We start from the raw sequence: 18,142 nt of genomic DNA on the forward strand, positions 1-18,142 counted from the left end.
AATCATGGCCCATAGTTAATCAATACTGCTATTACCATAAATGCTGCAGCCATCAATGTCCAAAGAGCAATCAATGGAGCTACGAATTTAACCCATTTTTCATACTTAATTTTTGCTATTGAAAGATTCGCCAGCAAAACACCTGAAGTAGGTATTATAGAGTTTGATATACCATCTCCAAACTGATAAGCCAGCACGGCTGTCTGCCTTGTAACTCCGATTACGTCAGAAAGTGGTGCCATTATAGGCATTGTAGTTGCAGCCTGACCTGATCCAGAAGGTATGAAGAAGTTTATAAATGACTGAACAACAAGCATCCCTACAGCACTTACAGCTTTTGGAAGACCATTTATTGCAGAGGCCAGACCATAAACTACAGTATCAATGATTAAGCTTCCTTCCATAATTACAAGCAGTCCTCTTGCCAGCCCTACAACCAAGGCTCCCATTGCAATATCCTTAGCGCCTGCAATAAAATTCTTTGCGATATCATCAAATGGCATTTTTGCAGCTATTCCTGATAAAATACCTATTGCCAGAAAAATAGCGGCTATTTCTGTAATATACCACCCATATTCAAATACACCAAATACTAAAACACCCATTCCTGCGGCAAAAACTAAAAGAACCAGAACATCTTTTGTAGTAATTTTCTTTATGTTGCTTAAATCAATTGCATTATGTTTTTCTTCTTGCTCTAAATCATAAACAAGGCTTTTGGTAGGATCGCTCTTTACTTTTTTTGCATATTTATAAACATATGCTATAACCAACACCCAACTGCATGCCAAAATAACAAGCCTTAAACCGATGCCCGAAAACAAAGGAATTTCTGCGATTCCCTGTGCAACGCCTACAGTAAATGGATTAATAACTCCCGAAGTAAATCCTGCTGCTGCGCCTAAAGCTACAATGGCCATACCTACAATCGCATCGTATCCTAAAGCTCTGGCTAAGGCAATACCTATGGGAACAAATACTATTGCCTCCTCCGCCATACCTATTGTGGCACCTCCAATAGAAAAAACAATTATAAAAATCGGTATCATAAGACCTTCCATGCCTTTCAGGCTTACGGCGATTTTGCTGATCCCAGCCTCTATAGCCCCTGTCTTATTCACGATGTTAAATGAACCTCCCACAATAAAAATAAAGAAAACTATGCTTTGTGCCGCAGCAAGCCCTTTAGGAAAAGCTTTCAATACATCAAATACCTTTGCTGGGTTTGAATTCACCTGTGCGTAGGAATTAGGATCTACAACCATCCTTCCTGTTTCCAATTCAACCTTTTGATACTGGCCTGCAGGTATCACATAAGTCAATAGTGCAACAATAATTATCATTGCAAACAAAATTACATAGGTATGAGGCACCTTACCCTTCTTCTTCTTTTCTGTTACCATATTAGTCCTCCTTTAAATTTTTACGAAAAATTATTAGATTGCTTTATTAATAAATATTAATGCATTCAGTGCTTCATTAATGATTTATATTAATTTTTAATCATATTATCATATTTTTATTCATCAAGCAAGCATTTTTTTCGAAAAATTTAAAGTTTTTTGTCATTTTAACGTAATTTTATACAAAGAATATTTATGCTTCGCCTTTTTTGTAAAATTTCCCCAGCTTATTATTTATTGTCCTTCCATTTTCAATCGCAATCTTTCCGCCTATCAACACATAGTCTATTCCTTGCGGTTTTTTCTGAGGATTTTGGAATGTTGCCTTGTCAATTATTGTATCATAATTAAATATTGTAATATCTGCATCACAGCCCTCTTTTATAATGCCTTTTCTTTTAAGCTTAAGACGTTTTGCCGGCATATAGGTCATTTTATAAATTGCATCAAAAAACTCCATCTTCTTTTCATCTCTCACATAGTGTCCAATAACTTTGGGAAATGTTCCGGCTCCTCTCGGATGTCCAGAGTGGTTTCTGTAAATACCGTCACTTGCTACCATAACTAATGGATGGTTCAGTGCTTGTACTATTTCACTTTCATTCATAACATAGGCCACAACCAGCATGTTTGGGTATTCTTTTCTTGCTTTTTCAAATAAATCCTTGTCACAAAACATCCCTTTAAATGGTTCTTCTGTAAGCATTATAGAATCATAGTCCCTGTTCCACAGTTCAAGACATCCGTCATCAAATACCGCAGAGCCTATAAATGTACTGAAAGCATCATATGGATATGCATCTACTGTAATATCCTGGCCGCTTTCAGCAACTTTATCTATGAGATTCAAAGCTTCTGTCATATTACCATATGCGCTGCAGCTTGATAGATGCGAAATCTGAAACGGTATGCTGCATTCTCTGCCTATATATGCCATTTCTTCTATGGCATCAAGCGCGTGTAACGAATCTTTTCTGTAATGTGCAGCTAGTAGCAGATCATCCCGCCCTTTTATTTCTTTTGCTATTGCAATAGCTTCTTCTGCATCAATTCCGGGGCAGTACTCAAGTCCATATGAAATTCCTACAGCTCCAAAATCAACAGCCTTTTTTACCATAGACTGCATTGCCTCAATCTGACTCTTCGAAGACTTTTGATATATATCCGCGTTTCCTGCTTCTCTTCTTAAAAAATTGTGACCTATATAAGTCATATAATTTACCGGATTCCCATTTTCAGCAATAAAGTCATATAATTCCTCGATGCTTTGCCTGTTGTTTCCACAGTTGCCAGTTACGCATGTCGTTACCCCCATGCTCAGCATTGTTTCGGAAATATCATATTCTTTTTTACCTGTAAGAGAAAAGTCCTCCTCATGCATATGAATATCTATAAAACCTGGCGATACATGATGCCCGTCAGCATCTATCACTTTCTCTGATTCTTCATTAACGCTTCCTATGCAGTTAATTAATCCGTCTTTTATTCCTATGTCTCCCTCAATAATTTTTTTGTTTTCCACATCAATTATTTTTCCGTTCACAATTTTTAAATCTAACATACGCCCTCCTTAAAATTTATTTATAAAATTTTTATCCCATACGCACCTTTATTAACTTCATTTAACATTTATTACAAATATGCAGTTGAAAATTACCATGGCTATATTGATTCCAGCCAATTTTTTCCTGAATCTATTTGTCGTAAAACCTCTTTTGGAGCGGTACCTCCGTAAGAAATTCTTCCGTTTACACATCCTTCCATACTTAAATCTGAAAGGAGATTTAAACTTAGTTTTTCATTTATTGATTTAAGTTCATTCTCTGTTAAATCAGAAAAATCCTTACTATGTTTTTCACAGTACATTACCATTTTTCCCACAATTTCATGAGCCTCTCTAAATGGCATTCCATTTTTAACCAAGTGTTCTGCTGCATCTGTTGCATTCAAAAATCCCTTATTAAGATGTTTTTTAATATTTTCCATATTAAATTCCGTCTTTTCAATCATTTTAGCCAAGATTAAAAGGCTCCTGTTAAGAGTATCCACCGTATCAAACAAGCCTTCTTTATCTTCTTGAAAATCCTTGTTATATGCAAGAGGAGTTCCTTTCATAACTGTCAAAAGCTGAACCAAATTTCCATAAACTCTTCCAGTCTTACCTCTGAGCAGTTCAGCCATATCAGGGTTTTTTTTCTGAGGCATAATGCTTGATCCTGTACAGAAGCTGTCATCAATTGATATATATGAAAATTCCTGTGAATTCCAGTAGACAAATTCCTCAGCCATGCGGCTTATATGCATCATGCATATGGAAGCAGAGCTCATCAACTCCAATAAATAGTCTCTGTCACTTACTGAATCCATGGCATTTTCAGTTACATTGGCAAAATCCAGTAGTTCTGTTGTTCTGTGCCTGTTTATGGGAATCGTAGTACCAGCAAGAGCACACGAACCTAATGGATTAAAGTCTGTTCTTTTATAACAGTCCGTCATCCTTTCCACGTCCCTTTTAAACATCTGGAAATACGCCATAAGATGAAACCCAACAGTAACCGGTTGTGCATGCTGCATATGTGTAAAGCCGACCATTACTTTATCATAATATTTTTCTGACTTTTTAAGCAGTACATGTTCAATGTACTTTAGATTCTCTATTATTTCCTTAATCTCTTTTTTAACATAAAGCCTTGTATCCACTGCAACTTGATCATTTCTGCTTCTTGCAGTATGCAACTTTTTACCTGTATCTCCTAATCTGCTTATCAATAAACCTTCAACTGCCATATGGATATCTTCATCATGAACGCTAAATTCTATTTTCCCGTTTTCTACTTCTGATTTAATATTGAGTAATTCTTTAACAATTTTTTCCTTTTCTTCTTCTGATACTATTCCCTGCTCGCAAAGCATAGTCACATGTGCAATACTTCCCTGTATATCACAGTCATACAGTCTTTTATCAAAAAATATAGACGCATTGAATTCCTCAACAATCTTATCCATACCTTTTTCAAATCTTCCACTCCATAAGTTAGCCAATTTTTCTATCCCTTTCTAATATATTAAATTCTAAATATAATTTTTAATTATTCATTATTTTGTTTATTATATCATATTACATTCATACTGCAAGCAAAAAAAATTGCCAGCTTTTTTTTGCTGACAATTTTTTTATTGTTTATGATATTAATATGCTTTAGTATACAATTCAAAATGCGCTTGCGGATGAGCACATACCGGACATACTTTAGGAGCTTCAGCTCCGTAATGCACATGGCCGCAGTTATCGCATATCCACACTGTTTCTCCTTCTCTTTTGAACACTTTTCCTGTTTTTATATTATCCAAAAGTGCAAGATATCTTTCTTCATGTCCTTTTTCTATTTTAGCAACAGCTTCAAACAGATAAGCTATTTTGTCAAATCCTTCTTCTTTTGCTACTTTTGCAAATGTTGCATACATATCCGTCCACTCATAATGTTCTCCTGCAGCAGCATCTTCTAAGTTCAAAGTTGTTTCACCAATTCCGTCATGCAGAAGCTTAAACCAGATTTTTGCGTGTTCTCTTTCATTTCTGGCAGTTTCTTCAAAATATTTTGAAATTTGCACATAACCGTCTTTTTTAGCTTTGCTTTGATAATATGTATATTTTACATGTGCCTGTGACTCGCCTGCAAATGCAGTCATTAAATTTTGCTCTGTTTTACTTCCTTTTAGTTCCATAATACACCTCGTCTGATAATTTATTTATCCATAAGCCAAAGGCTGCGGATTTCTTTTGCCTGCAATTAATATAGCAGTTTTCTTAATTAAACCATTAGCATAACAATCTATATATACCCACAATTTAATACTTTAATCACTAATTATACTATACATTTCTTTATAGGCATCTTTGACAACATGCTCAAGAACTTGTTCAACCTTAATTTTCATAGGTTTCGTTCCAAAAATTATCTCAACTTCATCGCCTGCGACCACCTCTGTTCCGGGTTTAGCTGCTTTTCCATTAACAAGCACCCTTCCCTGTTCACAGGCTTCTTTAGCTACAGTTCTTCTTTTAATTATTCTAGCATTCTTTAAATATTTATCTATTCTCATACTATCCCCTGTTTGAATTTAAGGAACGGCTACAAAAAATATTTCCGTATCCGTTCCATATATTTATTATTCAGCAATTTCTTTTAGTTTTTCTGCCTGGTCGGAAGTTAGTAAAGCTTCCAGCATTTCCGTTATATCTCCATCCAAGAATGAATCAAGTTTATACAGTGTCATTCCTATCCTGTGATCCGTAACTCTGCCCTGAGGGAAGTTATAAGTTCGTATTCTTTCGCTCCTGTCCCCAGAACCCACTTGACTCTTTCTCGCATCAGCAAGTTCTTTATTCTGCTCCTGCTGGTACAAGTCATAAAGTCTGGCTTTAAGCACCTTAAAAGCTTTATCCTTGTTCTTAAGCTGACTTTTTTCATCCTGACAGGATATAACTATTCCTGTCGGAATATGTGTAAGTCTTACCGCAGAGTCTGTTGTGTTTACACACTGCCCTCCGTTTCCTGACGAACGGAAAACATCTACTCTTACATCATTTGGATTTATTTCAATATCTACATCATCAACCTCGGGAAGCACAGCTACCGTCGCAGATGAAGTATGAATTCTTCCGCTTGATTCGGTTGCCGGAACACGCTGAACCCTGTGCACTCCGCTTTCATATTTCAGCTTAGAATAAGCTCCCTTTCCTCTTATAGAGAATATAGCTTCCTTGTATCCTCCAACTCCCTGTTCATTTACAGAAATAAACTCTGTTTTCCATCCTTGTCTTTCTGCATATCTCAAGTACATTCTGAGTAAATCCCCGGCAAAAAGGCCCGCCTCATCACCGCCTACCCCGGCTCTTACTTCCACAATAACATCCCTGTCATCGTTGGGGTCCTTTGGCAGGAGAAGTATTTTTATTTCATTGCTGAGTTCATCTTCTTTTTCTGTGAGCTCCTTAACTTCTTCCTTTACCATTTCTCTGAAATCATCATCCAGCTTTTCATTGAGCATTTCTTTTGATTCCTTAAGCTGTGATGAAACATCCATATATTCATTGTATTTTGTAACCAATGGTTCAAGCTGAGCCTGCTCCTTCATTAATTTCTGAAGTTTCTGCGAATCGCTTAATGTTGCCGGGTCTGAAATTTTTTCGCTGATTTCTATATATTTATCTTTTAGAGCTTCCAATTTTTCTAACATTAAAATCTACCTTCCTGAATTCTTATAATTTTTTATGTTTTTACCGCAAGGCTCTTCTCTAAATAATTGTTAACAACCTCATGGCTTCATCTCTATGTTAATCGTTTTTAGATATTTCTATAATAAGCACAGCTATGTCATACCGGTAACTACTCTGTCGTTTCCGCTCAAATCCTTACTGCCTTCAATTGTTTTAAATATATTTGTACGATTTAAAATTTCTGTAACCTTTTGTTTTTGATCATACCCGATTTCTACAAAAAGCATTGCATTTTCTCCACGTATTTTATCAAACACTCTTATTATCTGCCTGTAATAGTCAAGCCCATCTTTTCCTCCGTCGAGAGCCAGCTTAGGCTCATACACAGAAACTTCTTCGGGAAGTGTCCTTATTATTTCTCTTTCTATATACGGTGGGTTAGATACAACAATATCATACTTTTTGCAGGCATCAAAATTAAAAATATCCGCTTTTAATGCCCTTACATTAGTAAGTCCATGTCTTTTTATATTAATACTTACCGTTTCAATTGCCGTATCACTGATATCCATTGCTGTAATATCTGCATTTTTAAGGTAGTATCCCAAGCTTACAGCAATTGCACCGCTTCCTGTACCTATATCAAGAATGTTTATATTTTTATTCTTCAGTTGCCCAGTATTAATAGTATCAATTATTTTTTCAACCAATACTTCTGTATCGGGTCTAGGTACGAGAACACCTTTTTGCACATAAAAATCCAGTCCCATAAATTCCTGAGAATTAGTCATATATTGAAGAGGATATCCCGAATTCCTTTTTTCAACCATATCGTAAAACTTTTCTGCAGTAATATCATCAACTTCTTTATTCCTGTTAACATGCAAATAAATCTTATCCTGCTTAAGCAGATGAGATAAGATTAGCTGCACATCAAGAAAAGGATTGTTAAATTCCCTTTGCCTAATAATTTTAATTCCGTCTTTCAACAATTTTTCAATTGTTACCATGTATCATCTTCTCCGTTTTCCGGGATAACTCTTTCCATAGCTTTTATAGCCACTTCCATCATAGAATCATCCGGCTCCTTGGTAGTAATTTTTTGTATCTGAAAACCCGGATAAGTTATAATTTTTGTAAACATGTTATCACTTTCGCATCTTCCCACATATCTGTTAAGCTCATACGATAACCCAGCTATGACAGGAAGCATTGAAATTCTAACAACAAGCCTCATTAGAGGATTGGGCCATCCAAAAAATGAAAATACCAGTATGCTTATCAGCATGACATTTATCATAAAGCTGGTTCCGCATCTCGGATGAAGTGTAGAATATTTTCTTACATTCTCTACTGTCAATTCCTCACCGTGCTCATAGCAGTGTATGGTTTTGTGCTCCGCACCGTGATACATAAAAACTCTTTTTATGTCATTAAGCTTAGATACAGCATACACATAACCTACAAACATCAGAACCCTTATCAAGCCTTCAATCAAGTTCAACAAAAGTGTATTTTTTACCACATTTTTCAGTACATTTGTCAGCAGTGTCGGACCTAAAATGAATATGACCACAGAAAATATCAATGCTACTGCAACTGATACATAAATTACTGCAGTATCTGCCTTATCCTTAAATACTTTTCTTATAAATTTATCAAGAGCATCCTCTTCATAATCTTCACCGTAAAATTCAGCTGAATACATAAGCTCTTTCACTCCGCTTACAAGAGAGTCAATGAGCACAAAGCTTCCTCTTATTATAGGAAGTTTAAAGAATTTATGCTTAAATAACTGTTTTATTTCACTTTCTTTTATTTCAATCTCACCATCAGGTTTTCTCACTGCAGTTGCAAGTTTTCCGGGACCCTTCATCATTATTCCTTCAATGAGAGCCTGACCGCCTATGCTGGTCTTTTTGACCTCTTTTTTTACTATATCGCTCATTTTGTCCCCTTTTCATATACATTCAATGTATTATACAATTAATCCTCAAATTCTTCAAGTTTTTGTTTTTCTGCTAGATATTGCTTTAAAATCATATTGCCGGCACATTGCAACTACATTTACTGCAAATTACATCTATAAATCCGAATATGAACAACAAAAATACAAGCTTTGTAATTATAAATCACAAAGCTTAATCTTTCTTTAATTCACTTCAAGAATTTCGTATTCTACAACACCGCCCGGAGATGAAACATTAATCTTTGTTCCTTTCTTTTTTCCAAGCAGCTCTGATCCAAGGGGCGATAAATTAGAAATTTTCCCTGCCACAGGATCTGCCTCTGTTGCTCCTACAATGTTATAATCTAGAATTTCATCAAATTCAATATCTCTTAGTTTAACTTTGCTGCCAATCTGGATTATATCTTTTGTTTTTTCGTTGTGCTTAACAACCTTTGCATTTTTTATAGTATATTCGAGAACGATTATTCTGGACTCATTTTTATTCTGTTCTTCTTTGGATTCATGATATTCGGCATTTTCACTTAAATCGCCTTCTTTCATGGCTCCTTTTATTCTTTCTGAAATTTCATATCTCAATTTTGTTTTTCTGTTTTCAAGCTCGTCAAGAAGTTCTTGGTAGCCTTCTTCTGTAACCAGTATTTCTTTATTTTCCATTTTCCCACCTATGCCCATTGCTATTAATTTAAATTTTACTATACATTATATACTAAAAACAAAAAATTTCAATACTAATTTTTTAATCAACAGGATATTTTTTGTAGTTTCTTAAAAAGCCATACAAATAAAGCTTTAATACAATTGTCCTGCAAAAACATATCTTAAAACACAAAAAAGCCGGTTAAAGACAGTCCGCCATAAAATAGTATACCAACATATGCATATGGGCACTGCCAAGTAAAATATCTAAGGAAACAAGCACTATTTACAGTATCCATTAGATATAAGAGGATACTCATGATGACAGCATATGGAATATAGCATTTTTTATTTGGGCTTCTAGGGCTGTGTAATTCAGCTTGTCATGTGGAAAAGAGGATTTTTCCCGGCATAATGCGTCCACCAATATACAAGAAGCATAAACCTTTTCGGGAAGGTTATTAGAGAGAATATTATTTTTGTTTAATATATCAACAATTCCATACACATACTTATTTTCAAAATCACAAAAATGCTGATTAATTTTTTCATCTTCTATCATTACCATTCTCAATTGAGCTAAAGCCTGATTTGATGTTGCATACACTTCAATATATATTGAAATCCATCTCTCGATAAAAATTGAAAGATTAAATGGTTGTTGCATGTCTTCTAATTTTTCAAATAAAGCATTTGAAAAAGAATTAAGATATTGTTCAAAGGCGGTAATGTATATGTCGCGCTTATCCCTGAAATAGCTGTATAGCGCGCCGGTCGATACATTAGCACGTTTTGCAATTTCAATTGTATTTGTTCCATGATAGCCCTTTTCGCAAAATAGCTCAAAACCAGCATCTGAGATTTTGTTCATTTTCTCAATTGAACGCTTTTGGATAGGCTTCCGTATTTCCTTCATTCACCTCACCTCAACACTAATTATATATTTATACAGACAGAAGGTCAATAGAATATGAAGTTTTATTCGTGTTCTATTGACGAAATCTCACATTGGTGCTATTATTAAAACACGAAGTTTTATTCGCGTTTTATATGGAGGGAATATAATGGATTTATTTGAATTGGCAAAAGCACGCTGTACCACGCGCGGATTTACAGACCAAAGCATTTCAAAATTTGATTTAGAAAGAATTCTGTCTGTTGGGCATGTTGCACCTACGGCCTGCAATCAACAGCCACAACGAATCATAGTTGTTCAAACCCCAAATAATCTATGTAAGGTTCAGAAAGCATATAAAATATTTGGCTCACGTTGTGTTCTAATTGTATGCCGAGATACAAGAAATGAGCTGATACGTCCATTTGATCAGAAATGTTCAGGAGATTTAGATATCGGTATTATTTGCGATCACATGATGCTGGCAGCTAGAGAGTTAAACATTGGAAGTGTGATGGTTGGCTTGTTTGACCCGAATGTAATACGAAAGGAATTTAATATTCCAGGATACATAGAACCTACTGCATTGCTAATCTTGGGATATCCCAAAAAAGGGTTTCTGAATCCTGAACGCCATGCAACCGAAAGGAAACCACTTTCAAACACCATAATGTATGAAAAATATGTAGACTGTACTAATTCGCAAATGTGATGATTTGTTAAATGGAACGAGTTTACTTACCGTAGTTTAGCAATCGAACACTTAGAATGAAATTGTACATCTAGTCATTGCCAAGCGGCGGTTTTCCTGCTTTGGCTTCAAATCAAAAAGACACAGCTGCTTTACTGCTGTGTCTTTTTGATCGAACATATTGATGGTATTTATTCAGTTCTGATTTTATATATTCTTATAGAACTTTGTAAATCCATCCTTCCGGAGCTTTAATATCTCCCATCTGAATATTGTATAAAGTTTCATATAATTTCTTTGTAACAGGTCCTACTTCTGTTTCACTGTGGAATACGTGAAGTTTTCCTTTGTACTCAATGCCGCCTATTGGAGTAATAACAGCTGCAGTTCCGCACGCACCTGCTTCTTTAAAATTGTCAAGTTCATCTATAAATACATCTTCTTCTATTGCTTCCATTCCTAAGTATTCCCTGGAAACCTGCATAAGTGATATTCTGGTGATACTCGGCAGTATTGATGAAGATTTTGGTGTCACAAATTTATTATCCTTTGTAATTCCAAAAAAGTTTGCAGCTCCAACTTCATCAATTTTAGTATGTGTTGCAGGGTCAAGATAAATACAATCAGCAAATCCATTTTTTGCTGCATCATTATGTGAATGAAGACTTGCCGCATAGTTTCCGCCAACCTTGATTTTTCCGGTTCCGTTAGGTGCAGCTCTGTCCTCGTCTGTTGTAGTAAAGTTAACAGGACTCATGCCTCCTTTGAAGTAAGGTCCAACCGGCATTCCGAAAATTCCGAATATATATTCTTCTGCAGGCTTTACACCTATATTGTCACCAACACCGATCACAAACGGTCTTAAATAAAATGTTGCACCTGAGCCATACGGAGGTACCCACGCCTCATTTGCCTTTACAACCTGCATACATGCATCTACAAATTTTTCTACAGGAACCTTAGGCATCATTATTTTCTCGCAGCTCGTCTGCATTCTCTTTGCATTTTCATCAGGTCTAAAAAGCTGAATTCCACCATCTTTTGTACCGTAAGCTTTCAGCCCCTCAAAACACTCCTGTCCGTAATGCAAGCATGTAGAACCTTCGCTTATTGATATTTTATTATCTTCAACAAGTTGTCCCTCATCCCAGCTTCCGTCTTTCCAGCGTGAAATATATCTTTTATCAGTCTTGATATAATTAAACCCCAGTTCAGACCACTTAATATCTTTTTTAGTCATTTGTTTATACCTCCTTTGTAATATAATTACAAACTAGTATACCCCTTGTGGACATGTTTTTCAAGCAATAAAATGTATAAACATAGAAAAAAACTGCTTCTCACCAAGAAGCAGTTTTTTATATTTTAAGCAATTTTCGTCAAATAATTTCCCGGGTAATTAAATTCCAAGCTCGGACTTAACTTCTTTAAACGCATTAATTGCAAAATCCAAATCGTCTTTGGAATGAGCTGCAGAAATCTGTGTCCTTATTCTCGCTTTTCCCTTTGGAACAACAGGATAATAGAATCCTATAGCATACACTCCCTTTTCCAGCAATTTTTCAGCCATTTTTTGAGAAAGCACAGCATCTCCAAGCATGATTGGAACTATAGGATGTTCGCTGTCGATTATTTCAAGTCCTATTTTTTTGATTTCCTGCCTGAAGTACTTTGTATTTTCCTCCAGCTTATCTCTGTACTGTGTACTTTCACTAAGCATCTCAAGAACTTTCAGCGACGCTCCCGCAATCGCCGGCGCCAATGTATTTGAAAACAAATACGGCCTCGAACGCTGTCTCAGCAAATCTATTATTTCTTTTCTTCCGCTTGTATATCCACCGGATGCTCCTCCCAGAGCCTTACCTAAAGTTCCTGTTATAATATCGACTCTTCCTACTACATCTCTGTACTCATGAGTTCCTCTTCCCTTTTCGCCCACAAATCCCACAGCATGACTGTCATCAACCATTACCAGAGCATTGTATTTATCCGCCAAATCACAGATTCCTTTTAAATCAGCAACTATTCCGTCCATGGAGAACACTCCGTCTGTTGCGATAAGTTTCATGCGTGCTCCGTCTTTATCAGCCTGCATAAGCTGTTCTTCCAACGACTTCATATTGTTGTTTTTGTATCTGTATTTTTTTGCCTTGGCGAGTCTAACACCATCGATAATGCTAGCATGATTTAATTCATCACTTATTATTGCATCTTTATCCGTTGTTATTGTTTCAAATAAGCCGCCGTTTGCGTCAAATGCTGAAGAATACAAAATTGTATCTTCAGTTTTAAGAAATTCACTTAGTTTTTGCTCCAGCTGCTTATGTATCCCCTGTGTTCCGCATATAAATCTAACAGAAGATAATCCATAGCCCCATGAATCATAGGCCTGTTTGGCCGCTTCAATAACATCCTTGTTATCCGAAAGCCCCAGGTAATTGTTTGCGCACATATTCAATACGCCTTCCACCATGGTTGTGTCTATTCTGCTTCTTTGAGGAGTTGTAATAATTCTCTCTTCCTTCCAAAGCCCGCTGTCCTTGATTTCTTGTAAAATGTCAGTATAAATTTGTTTTGATTCCTTATACATATTTCACCTCTGAATATTTATTTTTTCTCAGTCCAGTCCAGAATAACCTTTCCTGACTTTCCGCTTATCATGGCTTCAAAGCCTTTTTCAAACTCAGTGTAATGATATCTATGAGTTATAATTGGCGATATATCAAGTCCCGCCTTAATCATAGCCTGCATTTTGTACCATGTTTCAAACATTTCCCTTCCGTAAATTCCTTTTATGTGAAGTCCGTTAAATACTACCTTGTTCCAGTCAATTGCCGTGTTTGTGTCCTGAAGTCCAAGCATTGCAATTTTGCCTCCGTGAGACATGTTATCAATAATTTGATTGAGTGCCACGTGATTACCCGACATCTCCATTCCCACATCAAATCCTTCTTTCATACCCAATTCACTCATTACATCACTCAGCTTTTCTTTAGCTGTGTTGACGGTTCTGAAATTCCCCATTTTAGCAGCCAGCTGAAGCCTGCTGTCATTAATATCAGTTATAACTATGAATCTCGCTCCGGCAAATTTTGAAATAGCTGCTGCCATAACACCTATTGGACCTGCGCCCGTAATAAGCACATCTTCTCCCAGAACATCAAATGAGAGGGCTGTATGAGCAGCATTGCCGAACGGATCAAAAATGCTGTATAATTCTTCCGGGAGTGATTTATCACAAAGCCAAATGTTAGTTGCAGGCAGTGTTACATATTCGGAGAAAATTCCTGTTCTGTTAACACCCACCCCCATTGTATCCTTGCACAGATGCCTTCTTCCCGCAAGACAGTTTCTGCATTTGCCGCATACTATATGACCTTCTCCCGATACCAAATCACCTGCGTACAAATCTTTAACACCTTTGCCTACTTCTACAATTTCACCTACAAACTCATGACCGATTGTCATAGGAACCGGTATTGTATCTTGAGCCCATTTATTCCACTCATAAATGTGAACATCTGTTCCACATATTGAGGTTTTATGAAGTTTCACAAGAACTTCCCCTTCTTTGGGAGTAGGAACATCAACTTGTTCAAGCCATAAACCTTTTTCTTTGTATTTCTTTACAAGCGCATCCATTTTAGCCATATACTTACCCTCCTAATAATAAAAAAACGTAACCATATCAAATAAATGATACTTCAAATTTGTTTCCATGTCAAGAGCCTGATTAGCAATTTGTATACAATTCATAAACAGTATTTAGACATATTACAACATATTTATTTTCGTAATAATAAAAAAACTCGGTATTTATCCACCCAGCATACTCTTTTCAGTCTATATGAGACCTATATAATATATTTAATGCTTTGGACAAATACCAAGTATCTACCACAAAATTTTTTTTAGTTTAAACCTTAAATAGTCGCTCGAAACACAGTGAACAGAAATGTCATTAATAATACCCTCCCTGACATTTTTGTGCCCTTCTTCTCCATGAAGATGGCCATATATGCACACTTCGGCTCCGTACTCCTTAATTATATTAAAAAAATCGTTTGGAATGCCGTTAGAATCAAATGGAGGAAAATGCAGCATAACTATTTTTACGCCCTTGCTTTTTTTTGTCGCATCAAGAGAAATCTTAAGCCTGTTCATTTCTCTCATATAAATTTTTTCGTTTGAAATATCCTCCTGATGATCTTTTAATGTATCCCATCCTCTAGTTCCGCAAATAACAGCTCCGTCAAATTCATAACTGTTATTCTTTAAAAACTTGATTGTTTTCAATCCAAGGCCGTCCAATTTGCTGGCAGTAGCCCACCAATAATCATGATTTCCCTTGCCTATAATTTTAGTTCCCGGCAGTCCGTCTATTTTTTCCAAGTCCTCAACTGCCTCATCAAGCTTTGTTGCCCAAGAAATATCACCCGGAACCAAAACAAGATCCTCACAGCTGACGGTTTTTACCCAGTCATCAATGATTTTATTTTCATGGTTAATCCAATTGTCTCCAAAAATATTCATTGGTTTTTCATTTTTACTGTCAAAATGCAAATCAGCTATTGCAAAAATTTTCATATAATTTCCTTATAATTTTATGTAATTAAACTTAATATTCATTTGCTTAGTAAGTTCTGCCTCACGTTCCTGGCAAGTAAAAAGTATAATCTGTCTTCTTTCACTTTCCTTTGCAAGCATTTCAAGTGAGTTTTTAAGCCTTCTCGTATCATACTGAACAAAACTGTCATCAAATATTAGCGGAATGTTTTGGTTGCCGCTTAAAATATTCCCTAAACCTATGCGAAGTGACAGATACATCTGATCAAGCGTACCTCCACTCAGGCTTTCAAGCTCTATTCTCCTGTCTTTATTATCTTCCTCAACAACAGCGATATTCATATTTTCGTCAATAAGTACTTCGCTGTACCTGCCTCCGGTTAAATATGAGAAATTGTCACTTATGGACTTCCTAAGCAAAGGCATAAAATCTCCCTTAATAGAATCGGATATTTTTATAATTCTGTCCGCCGCAACTTCAACAACTTTTATTTTCTGTTTAAATGCATTAATTTTATTTTCGTAAAAGTCAATTTCTTCCTCTACTTCCGCGAGATTTCTTGCATTACTCTCAATTTCATCAATTTCTTTAACTATATTGTCGACACTTTCCAACAGCTTTGATTTTTCATTTTCCAGCTTATATATGTTAAGCTGGTATTCTTTCTTTTCGATCTTTTTAATTTCATAACTTTCAACATTTTTTGTTCTGCTTTTTAAGTCCTCAAAATCTTCGTCAACAAGTATCTTTTTAAGTATACTTTCCTTATAATCCTTATTATTTAGCAATTCGGTATATTTCTCGCTGTATTCCACCGCTTCTCTGAATGCTTCCAAATCTTCCATCGCATTACTTTCAAGTATTATTTCTAATCTTTTTTCTTCAAACTTAATTTCTTTCTCAAACTTAGCAAGTTTCTGATTCAATTGTTCTATTGATTCACTTAATTCTAATATGGCTTCCTTTACAGAGCCCACTCTTGCATAAGCATTGTTCACTTCTTTTATATTTTCGGCGGATACTTCTTTTATATTCAATTTCGCAAGAATTTCCAAAAGGCTTTTCTCTAAATCATTCTTCTCCTGGATTGATGCATTTAATGACTCTGTATCGTAGCTGATAAGCCTGTTTTTTTCTTCATACATGCCTTTTTCTTTGTTAAGCTTATTGTATCGTTCTGTCATTTCATCAAAATCATCGCATCCTTCCTGATCGACAATTTCCTGTTTTTCTTCTTCCATCCTGTTCAGAGAAATTGTATAGTCAGCAAATTCGCACTCCATACTGTCAATTTCATTCTTTGCGCTCTTTATTCTGTTTAGTACCGGTTTTGCAGTCAAAATGAATATAATTGCTATAAGTGCCGTCGCTGCAGCAGCGGAAATATTTACGGACTCATTCAGTACATAGTATCGGTCAATAAAGTCCTTTATGTAAGTACTGTATTCAAAGCTTGCCCACCATACGCCTCCAATTGCAGCCGACGCAATAATAAACAATAAAATCAAAGTTCCTGATTTTAATGATTTGTAGCTTTTCATTTTTTCATAATTGCTTTTGTCCAGAAAGATATTGGCAGCTTCCATTTTCCTGTTAATTTCTTCTACTTCACCGTAACTTCGTATGAAGCGATCTATTTCTTCTATGTTTATGCTACTGATGCTTTGTTTTCCCGCATCTATTTTCAACTTCAGGTCGTTTATTTTGGAAGTATTGTTTTTATAGTTTGCATAATCAATATTAATCTTGTCAATATCAAATTGCTCATCTATCTTATTGCAAATATCTGCTTTAAGATTATCCAATTTTTCTTTTTTTTCTGCAAGCTCATCTTCAAGACTTCTTCTCTGGCTGTACATTAAATTTAATGCACTTTCAATTTTAACCGCCTCTTTAAAATCAGCATCAGAATAATTCTTCAGTTCTTCCTCAGAAAAGTGCGATAGCTTATCATTTATGTCATTCAGTTCATTTTGGACAGGCTCTGCTCTTAAGAACTTGTCCTTGTCTATTGAAAGTTCATACTCCGCAATCTGCCTGTTAAGCTCCTGTATACGTATATCAAGCTCTTGTATTTTGCTTCCCGTCTTTTTCTTTTCCATAGCGAGAAACATAACCTGACGTTTAGCGTTTATTGAGTTTTCTCTTGAATTTTTAAGTTCGTTTAATCTCAACGAATATTGACCGAGAAGAGTTTTATCGTTATTTTCATCTCCGGCTTCTTCCTTAACACTGTTCAGTCTGTGAAGTATTCTCTCCAAAGAAATAGTTTCATCTCTTGTCTTGCTCAAATTGATTATTTTGTTTTTTAGTTCGCCAGCCAGCTCCTTTTCAGTCTTGTTTCCCAGCTGCCTCACACTGACAGTATTTCTGAATGAAATTTTATTCATATTGAAAAAGTGTTCACCGGGGCTAGTTATTGTTTTTTCCTGCATTTCAGAATCGTCAGTCGACTTATTGAAAACCTGTGTTGTTCCCAAAAGAAAATCTCTTGCAACAAGATACTTTTCTCCACTTAAGTCCCTTAGTCCCAAAGACCCTTTGTATAGATTGCTGTCCCACGGCTTATATTTATCGTACCTGGCGAACCCTAGTTCATCTTCGTCAAACCCGTAAAGAGCAGCTTCTATAAAATTATGCACCGTACTTTTACCCGCTTCATTTTCACCATATATAATATTGAATTTATTCTCAAAGTACAGCCGTTTGTATACAAATTTTCCAAATGCTCTTAAATGCAATTTATTTATATACATG

The 18,142-nt window shown here is 35.7% G+C and carries 16 protein-coding genes; 1 reads left to right on the forward strand and 15 read right to left on the reverse strand.

Features of this window, described 5'->3' with window-relative positions; translation table 11 throughout:
• Positions 1–2: 2 nt before the first annotated feature.
• The 10 genes from RBQ61_RS16625 to RBQ61_RS16670 form a co-directional block, all read right to left on the reverse strand.
• Positions 3–1,403: a YfcC family protein gene (locus RBQ61_RS16625; protein WP_308138333.1), complete on the reverse strand. Its 1,401-nt coding sequence runs from the start codon at positions 1,401–1,403 to the stop codon at positions 3–5.
• 193 nt (positions 1,404–1,596) lie between these two features.
• Entirely contained in the window at positions 1,597–2,964 is a 1,368-nt protein-coding gene (locus RBQ61_RS16630; protein WP_308138334.1) for an amidohydrolase family protein, read from the reverse strand.
• A gap of 101 nt (positions 2,965–3,065) precedes the next feature.
• A complete protein-coding gene (gene argH, locus RBQ61_RS16635) occupies positions 3,066–4,445 on the reverse strand; it encodes an argininosuccinate lyase (protein ID WP_308138335.1) in 1,380 nt (459 codons plus the stop codon).
• A 147-nt stretch (positions 4,446–4,592) separates the two neighbouring features.
• On the reverse strand, positions 4,593–5,129 hold the full coding sequence (gene rbr / locus RBQ61_RS16640) for a rubrerythrin (RefSeq protein WP_308138336.1): 537 nt from the start codon (positions 5,127–5,129) through the stop codon (positions 4,593–4,595).
• 132 nt (positions 5,130–5,261) lie between these two features.
• Positions 5,262–5,507 (reverse strand): RNA-binding S4 domain-containing protein, encoded by a 246-nt coding sequence (locus RBQ61_RS16645; RefSeq protein ID WP_213926615.1) that lies wholly within the window; start codon positions 5,505–5,507, stop codon positions 5,262–5,264.
• Positions 5,508–5,573: 66 nt separating this feature from the next.
• Positions 5,574–6,644 (reverse strand): peptide chain release factor 1, encoded by a 1,071-nt coding sequence (gene prfA / locus RBQ61_RS16650; protein ID WP_308138337.1) that lies wholly within the window; start codon positions 6,642–6,644, stop codon positions 5,574–5,576.
• A gap of 132 nt (positions 6,645–6,776) precedes the next feature.
• Positions 6,777–7,634 carry a peptide chain release factor N(5)-glutamine methyltransferase gene (prmC, locus tag RBQ61_RS16655; RefSeq protein ID WP_308138338.1) on the reverse strand — a complete coding sequence of 286 codons (858 nt, stop codon included), beginning with the start codon at positions 7,632–7,634 and terminating at the stop codon, positions 6,777–6,779.
• Positions 7,628–8,572 carry a DUF1385 domain-containing protein gene (locus RBQ61_RS16660; protein ID WP_308138339.1) on the reverse strand — a complete coding sequence of 315 codons (945 nt, stop codon included), beginning with the start codon at positions 8,570–8,572 and terminating at the stop codon, positions 7,628–7,630. Before RBQ61_RS16660 ends, prmC begins: the two co-directional genes overlap by 7 nt.
• A 204-nt stretch (positions 8,573–8,776) precedes the next feature.
• Positions 8,777–9,250, reverse strand: a complete 474-nt coding sequence (greA, locus tag RBQ61_RS16665; RefSeq protein WP_308138340.1) for a transcription elongation factor GreA — start codon at positions 9,248–9,250, stop codon at positions 8,777–8,779.
• Positions 9,251–9,548: 298 nt separating this feature from the next.
• Positions 9,549–10,148 carry a TetR/AcrR family transcriptional regulator gene (locus tag RBQ61_RS16670; protein WP_308138341.1) on the reverse strand — a complete coding sequence of 200 codons (600 nt, stop codon included), beginning with the start codon at positions 10,146–10,148 and terminating at the stop codon, positions 9,549–9,551.
• Between the two features lie 148 nt (positions 10,149–10,296).
• Between RBQ61_RS16670 and RBQ61_RS16675 the strand changes: the two genes are divergently transcribed.
• Entirely contained in the window at positions 10,297–10,839 is a 543-nt protein-coding gene (locus tag RBQ61_RS16675; RefSeq protein ID WP_308138342.1) for a nitroreductase family protein, read from the forward strand.
• Positions 10,840–11,035: 196 nt separating this feature from the next.
• Here the strand turns inward: RBQ61_RS16675 and RBQ61_RS16680 are convergent, their stop codons facing one another.
• The 5 genes from RBQ61_RS16680 to RBQ61_RS16700 form a co-directional block, all read right to left on the reverse strand.
• A complete protein-coding gene (locus tag RBQ61_RS16680) occupies positions 11,036–12,082 on the reverse strand; it encodes a branched-chain amino acid aminotransferase (RefSeq protein WP_308140139.1) in 1,047 nt (348 codons plus the stop codon).
• Positions 12,083–12,217: 135 nt separating this feature from the next.
• Complete coding sequence (locus RBQ61_RS16685) at positions 12,218–13,408, reverse strand: glycine C-acetyltransferase (protein ID WP_308138343.1); 1,191 nt, start codon at positions 13,406–13,408, stop codon at positions 12,218–12,220.
• A gap of 17 nt (positions 13,409–13,425) precedes the next feature.
• Positions 13,426–14,460, reverse strand: coding sequence for an L-threonine 3-dehydrogenase (gene tdh / locus RBQ61_RS16690; protein ID WP_308140140.1), 1,035 nt, complete (start codon positions 14,458–14,460; stop codon positions 13,426–13,428).
• A gap of 252 nt (positions 14,461–14,712) precedes the next feature.
• Complete coding sequence (locus RBQ61_RS16695) at positions 14,713–15,405, reverse strand: metallophosphoesterase (protein ID WP_308138344.1); 693 nt, start codon at positions 15,403–15,405, stop codon at positions 14,713–14,715.
• Positions 15,406–15,414: 9 nt separating this feature from the next.
• Complete coding sequence (locus tag RBQ61_RS16700) at positions 15,415–18,141, reverse strand: ATP-binding protein (protein WP_308138345.1); 2,727 nt, start codon at positions 18,139–18,141, stop codon at positions 15,415–15,417.
• Between the last annotated feature and the right edge of the window lies 1 nt (position 18,142).

It is taken from the genome of Sedimentibacter sp. MB35-C1 (assembly GCF_030913635.1).
Lineage (GTDB): Bacteria > Bacillota > Clostridia > Tissierellales > Sedimentibacteraceae > Sedimentibacter.

Coding starts and splice junctions, on each gene's coding strand:
- RBQ61_RS16625 (WP_308138333.1), bottom strand. CDS start 1,403: ATGGTAACAGAAAAGAAGAAGAAGGGTAAGGTGCCTCATACCTATGTA.
- RBQ61_RS16630 (WP_308138334.1), bottom strand. CDS start 2,964: ATGTTAGATTTAAAAATTGTGAACGGAAAAATAATTGATGTGGAAAAC.
- rbr (WP_308138336.1), bottom strand. CDS start 5,129: ATGGAACTAAAAGGAAGTAAAACAGAGCAAAATTTAATGACTGCATTT.
- RBQ61_RS16645 (WP_213926615.1), bottom strand. CDS start 5,507: ATGAGAATAGATAAATATTTAAAGAATGCTAGAATAATTAAAAGAAGA.
- prfA (WP_308138337.1), bottom strand. CDS start 6,644: ATGTTAGAAAAATTGGAAGCTCTAAAAGATAAATATATAGAAATCAGC.
- prmC (WP_308138338.1), bottom strand. CDS start 7,634: ATGGTAACAATTGAAAAATTGTTGAAAGACGGAATTAAAATTATTAGG.
- RBQ61_RS16660 (WP_308138339.1), bottom strand. CDS start 8,572: ATGAGCGATATAGTAAAAAAAGAGGTCAAAAAGACCAGCATAGGCGGT.
- greA (WP_308138340.1), bottom strand. CDS start 9,250: ATGGAAAATAAAGAAATACTGGTTACAGAAGAAGGCTACCAAGAACTT.
- RBQ61_RS16670 (WP_308138341.1), bottom strand. CDS start 10,148: ATGAAGGAAATACGGAAGCCTATCCAAAAGCGTTCAATTGAGAAAATG.
- RBQ61_RS16675 (WP_308138342.1), top strand. CDS start 10,297: ATGGATTTATTTGAATTGGCAAAAGCACGCTGTACCACGCGCGGATTT.
- RBQ61_RS16685 (WP_308138343.1), bottom strand. CDS start 13,408: ATGTATAAGGAATCAAAACAAATTTATACTGACATTTTACAAGAAATC.
- tdh (WP_308140140.1), bottom strand. CDS start 14,460: ATGGATGCGCTTGTAAAGAAATACAAAGAAAAAGGTTTATGGCTTGAA.
- RBQ61_RS16695 (WP_308138344.1), bottom strand. CDS start 15,405: ATGAAAATTTTTGCAATAGCTGATTTGCATTTTGACAGTAAAAATGAA.
- RBQ61_RS16700 (WP_308138345.1), bottom strand. CDS start 18,141: ATGTATATAAATAAATTGCATTTAAGAGCATTTGGAAAATTTGTATAC.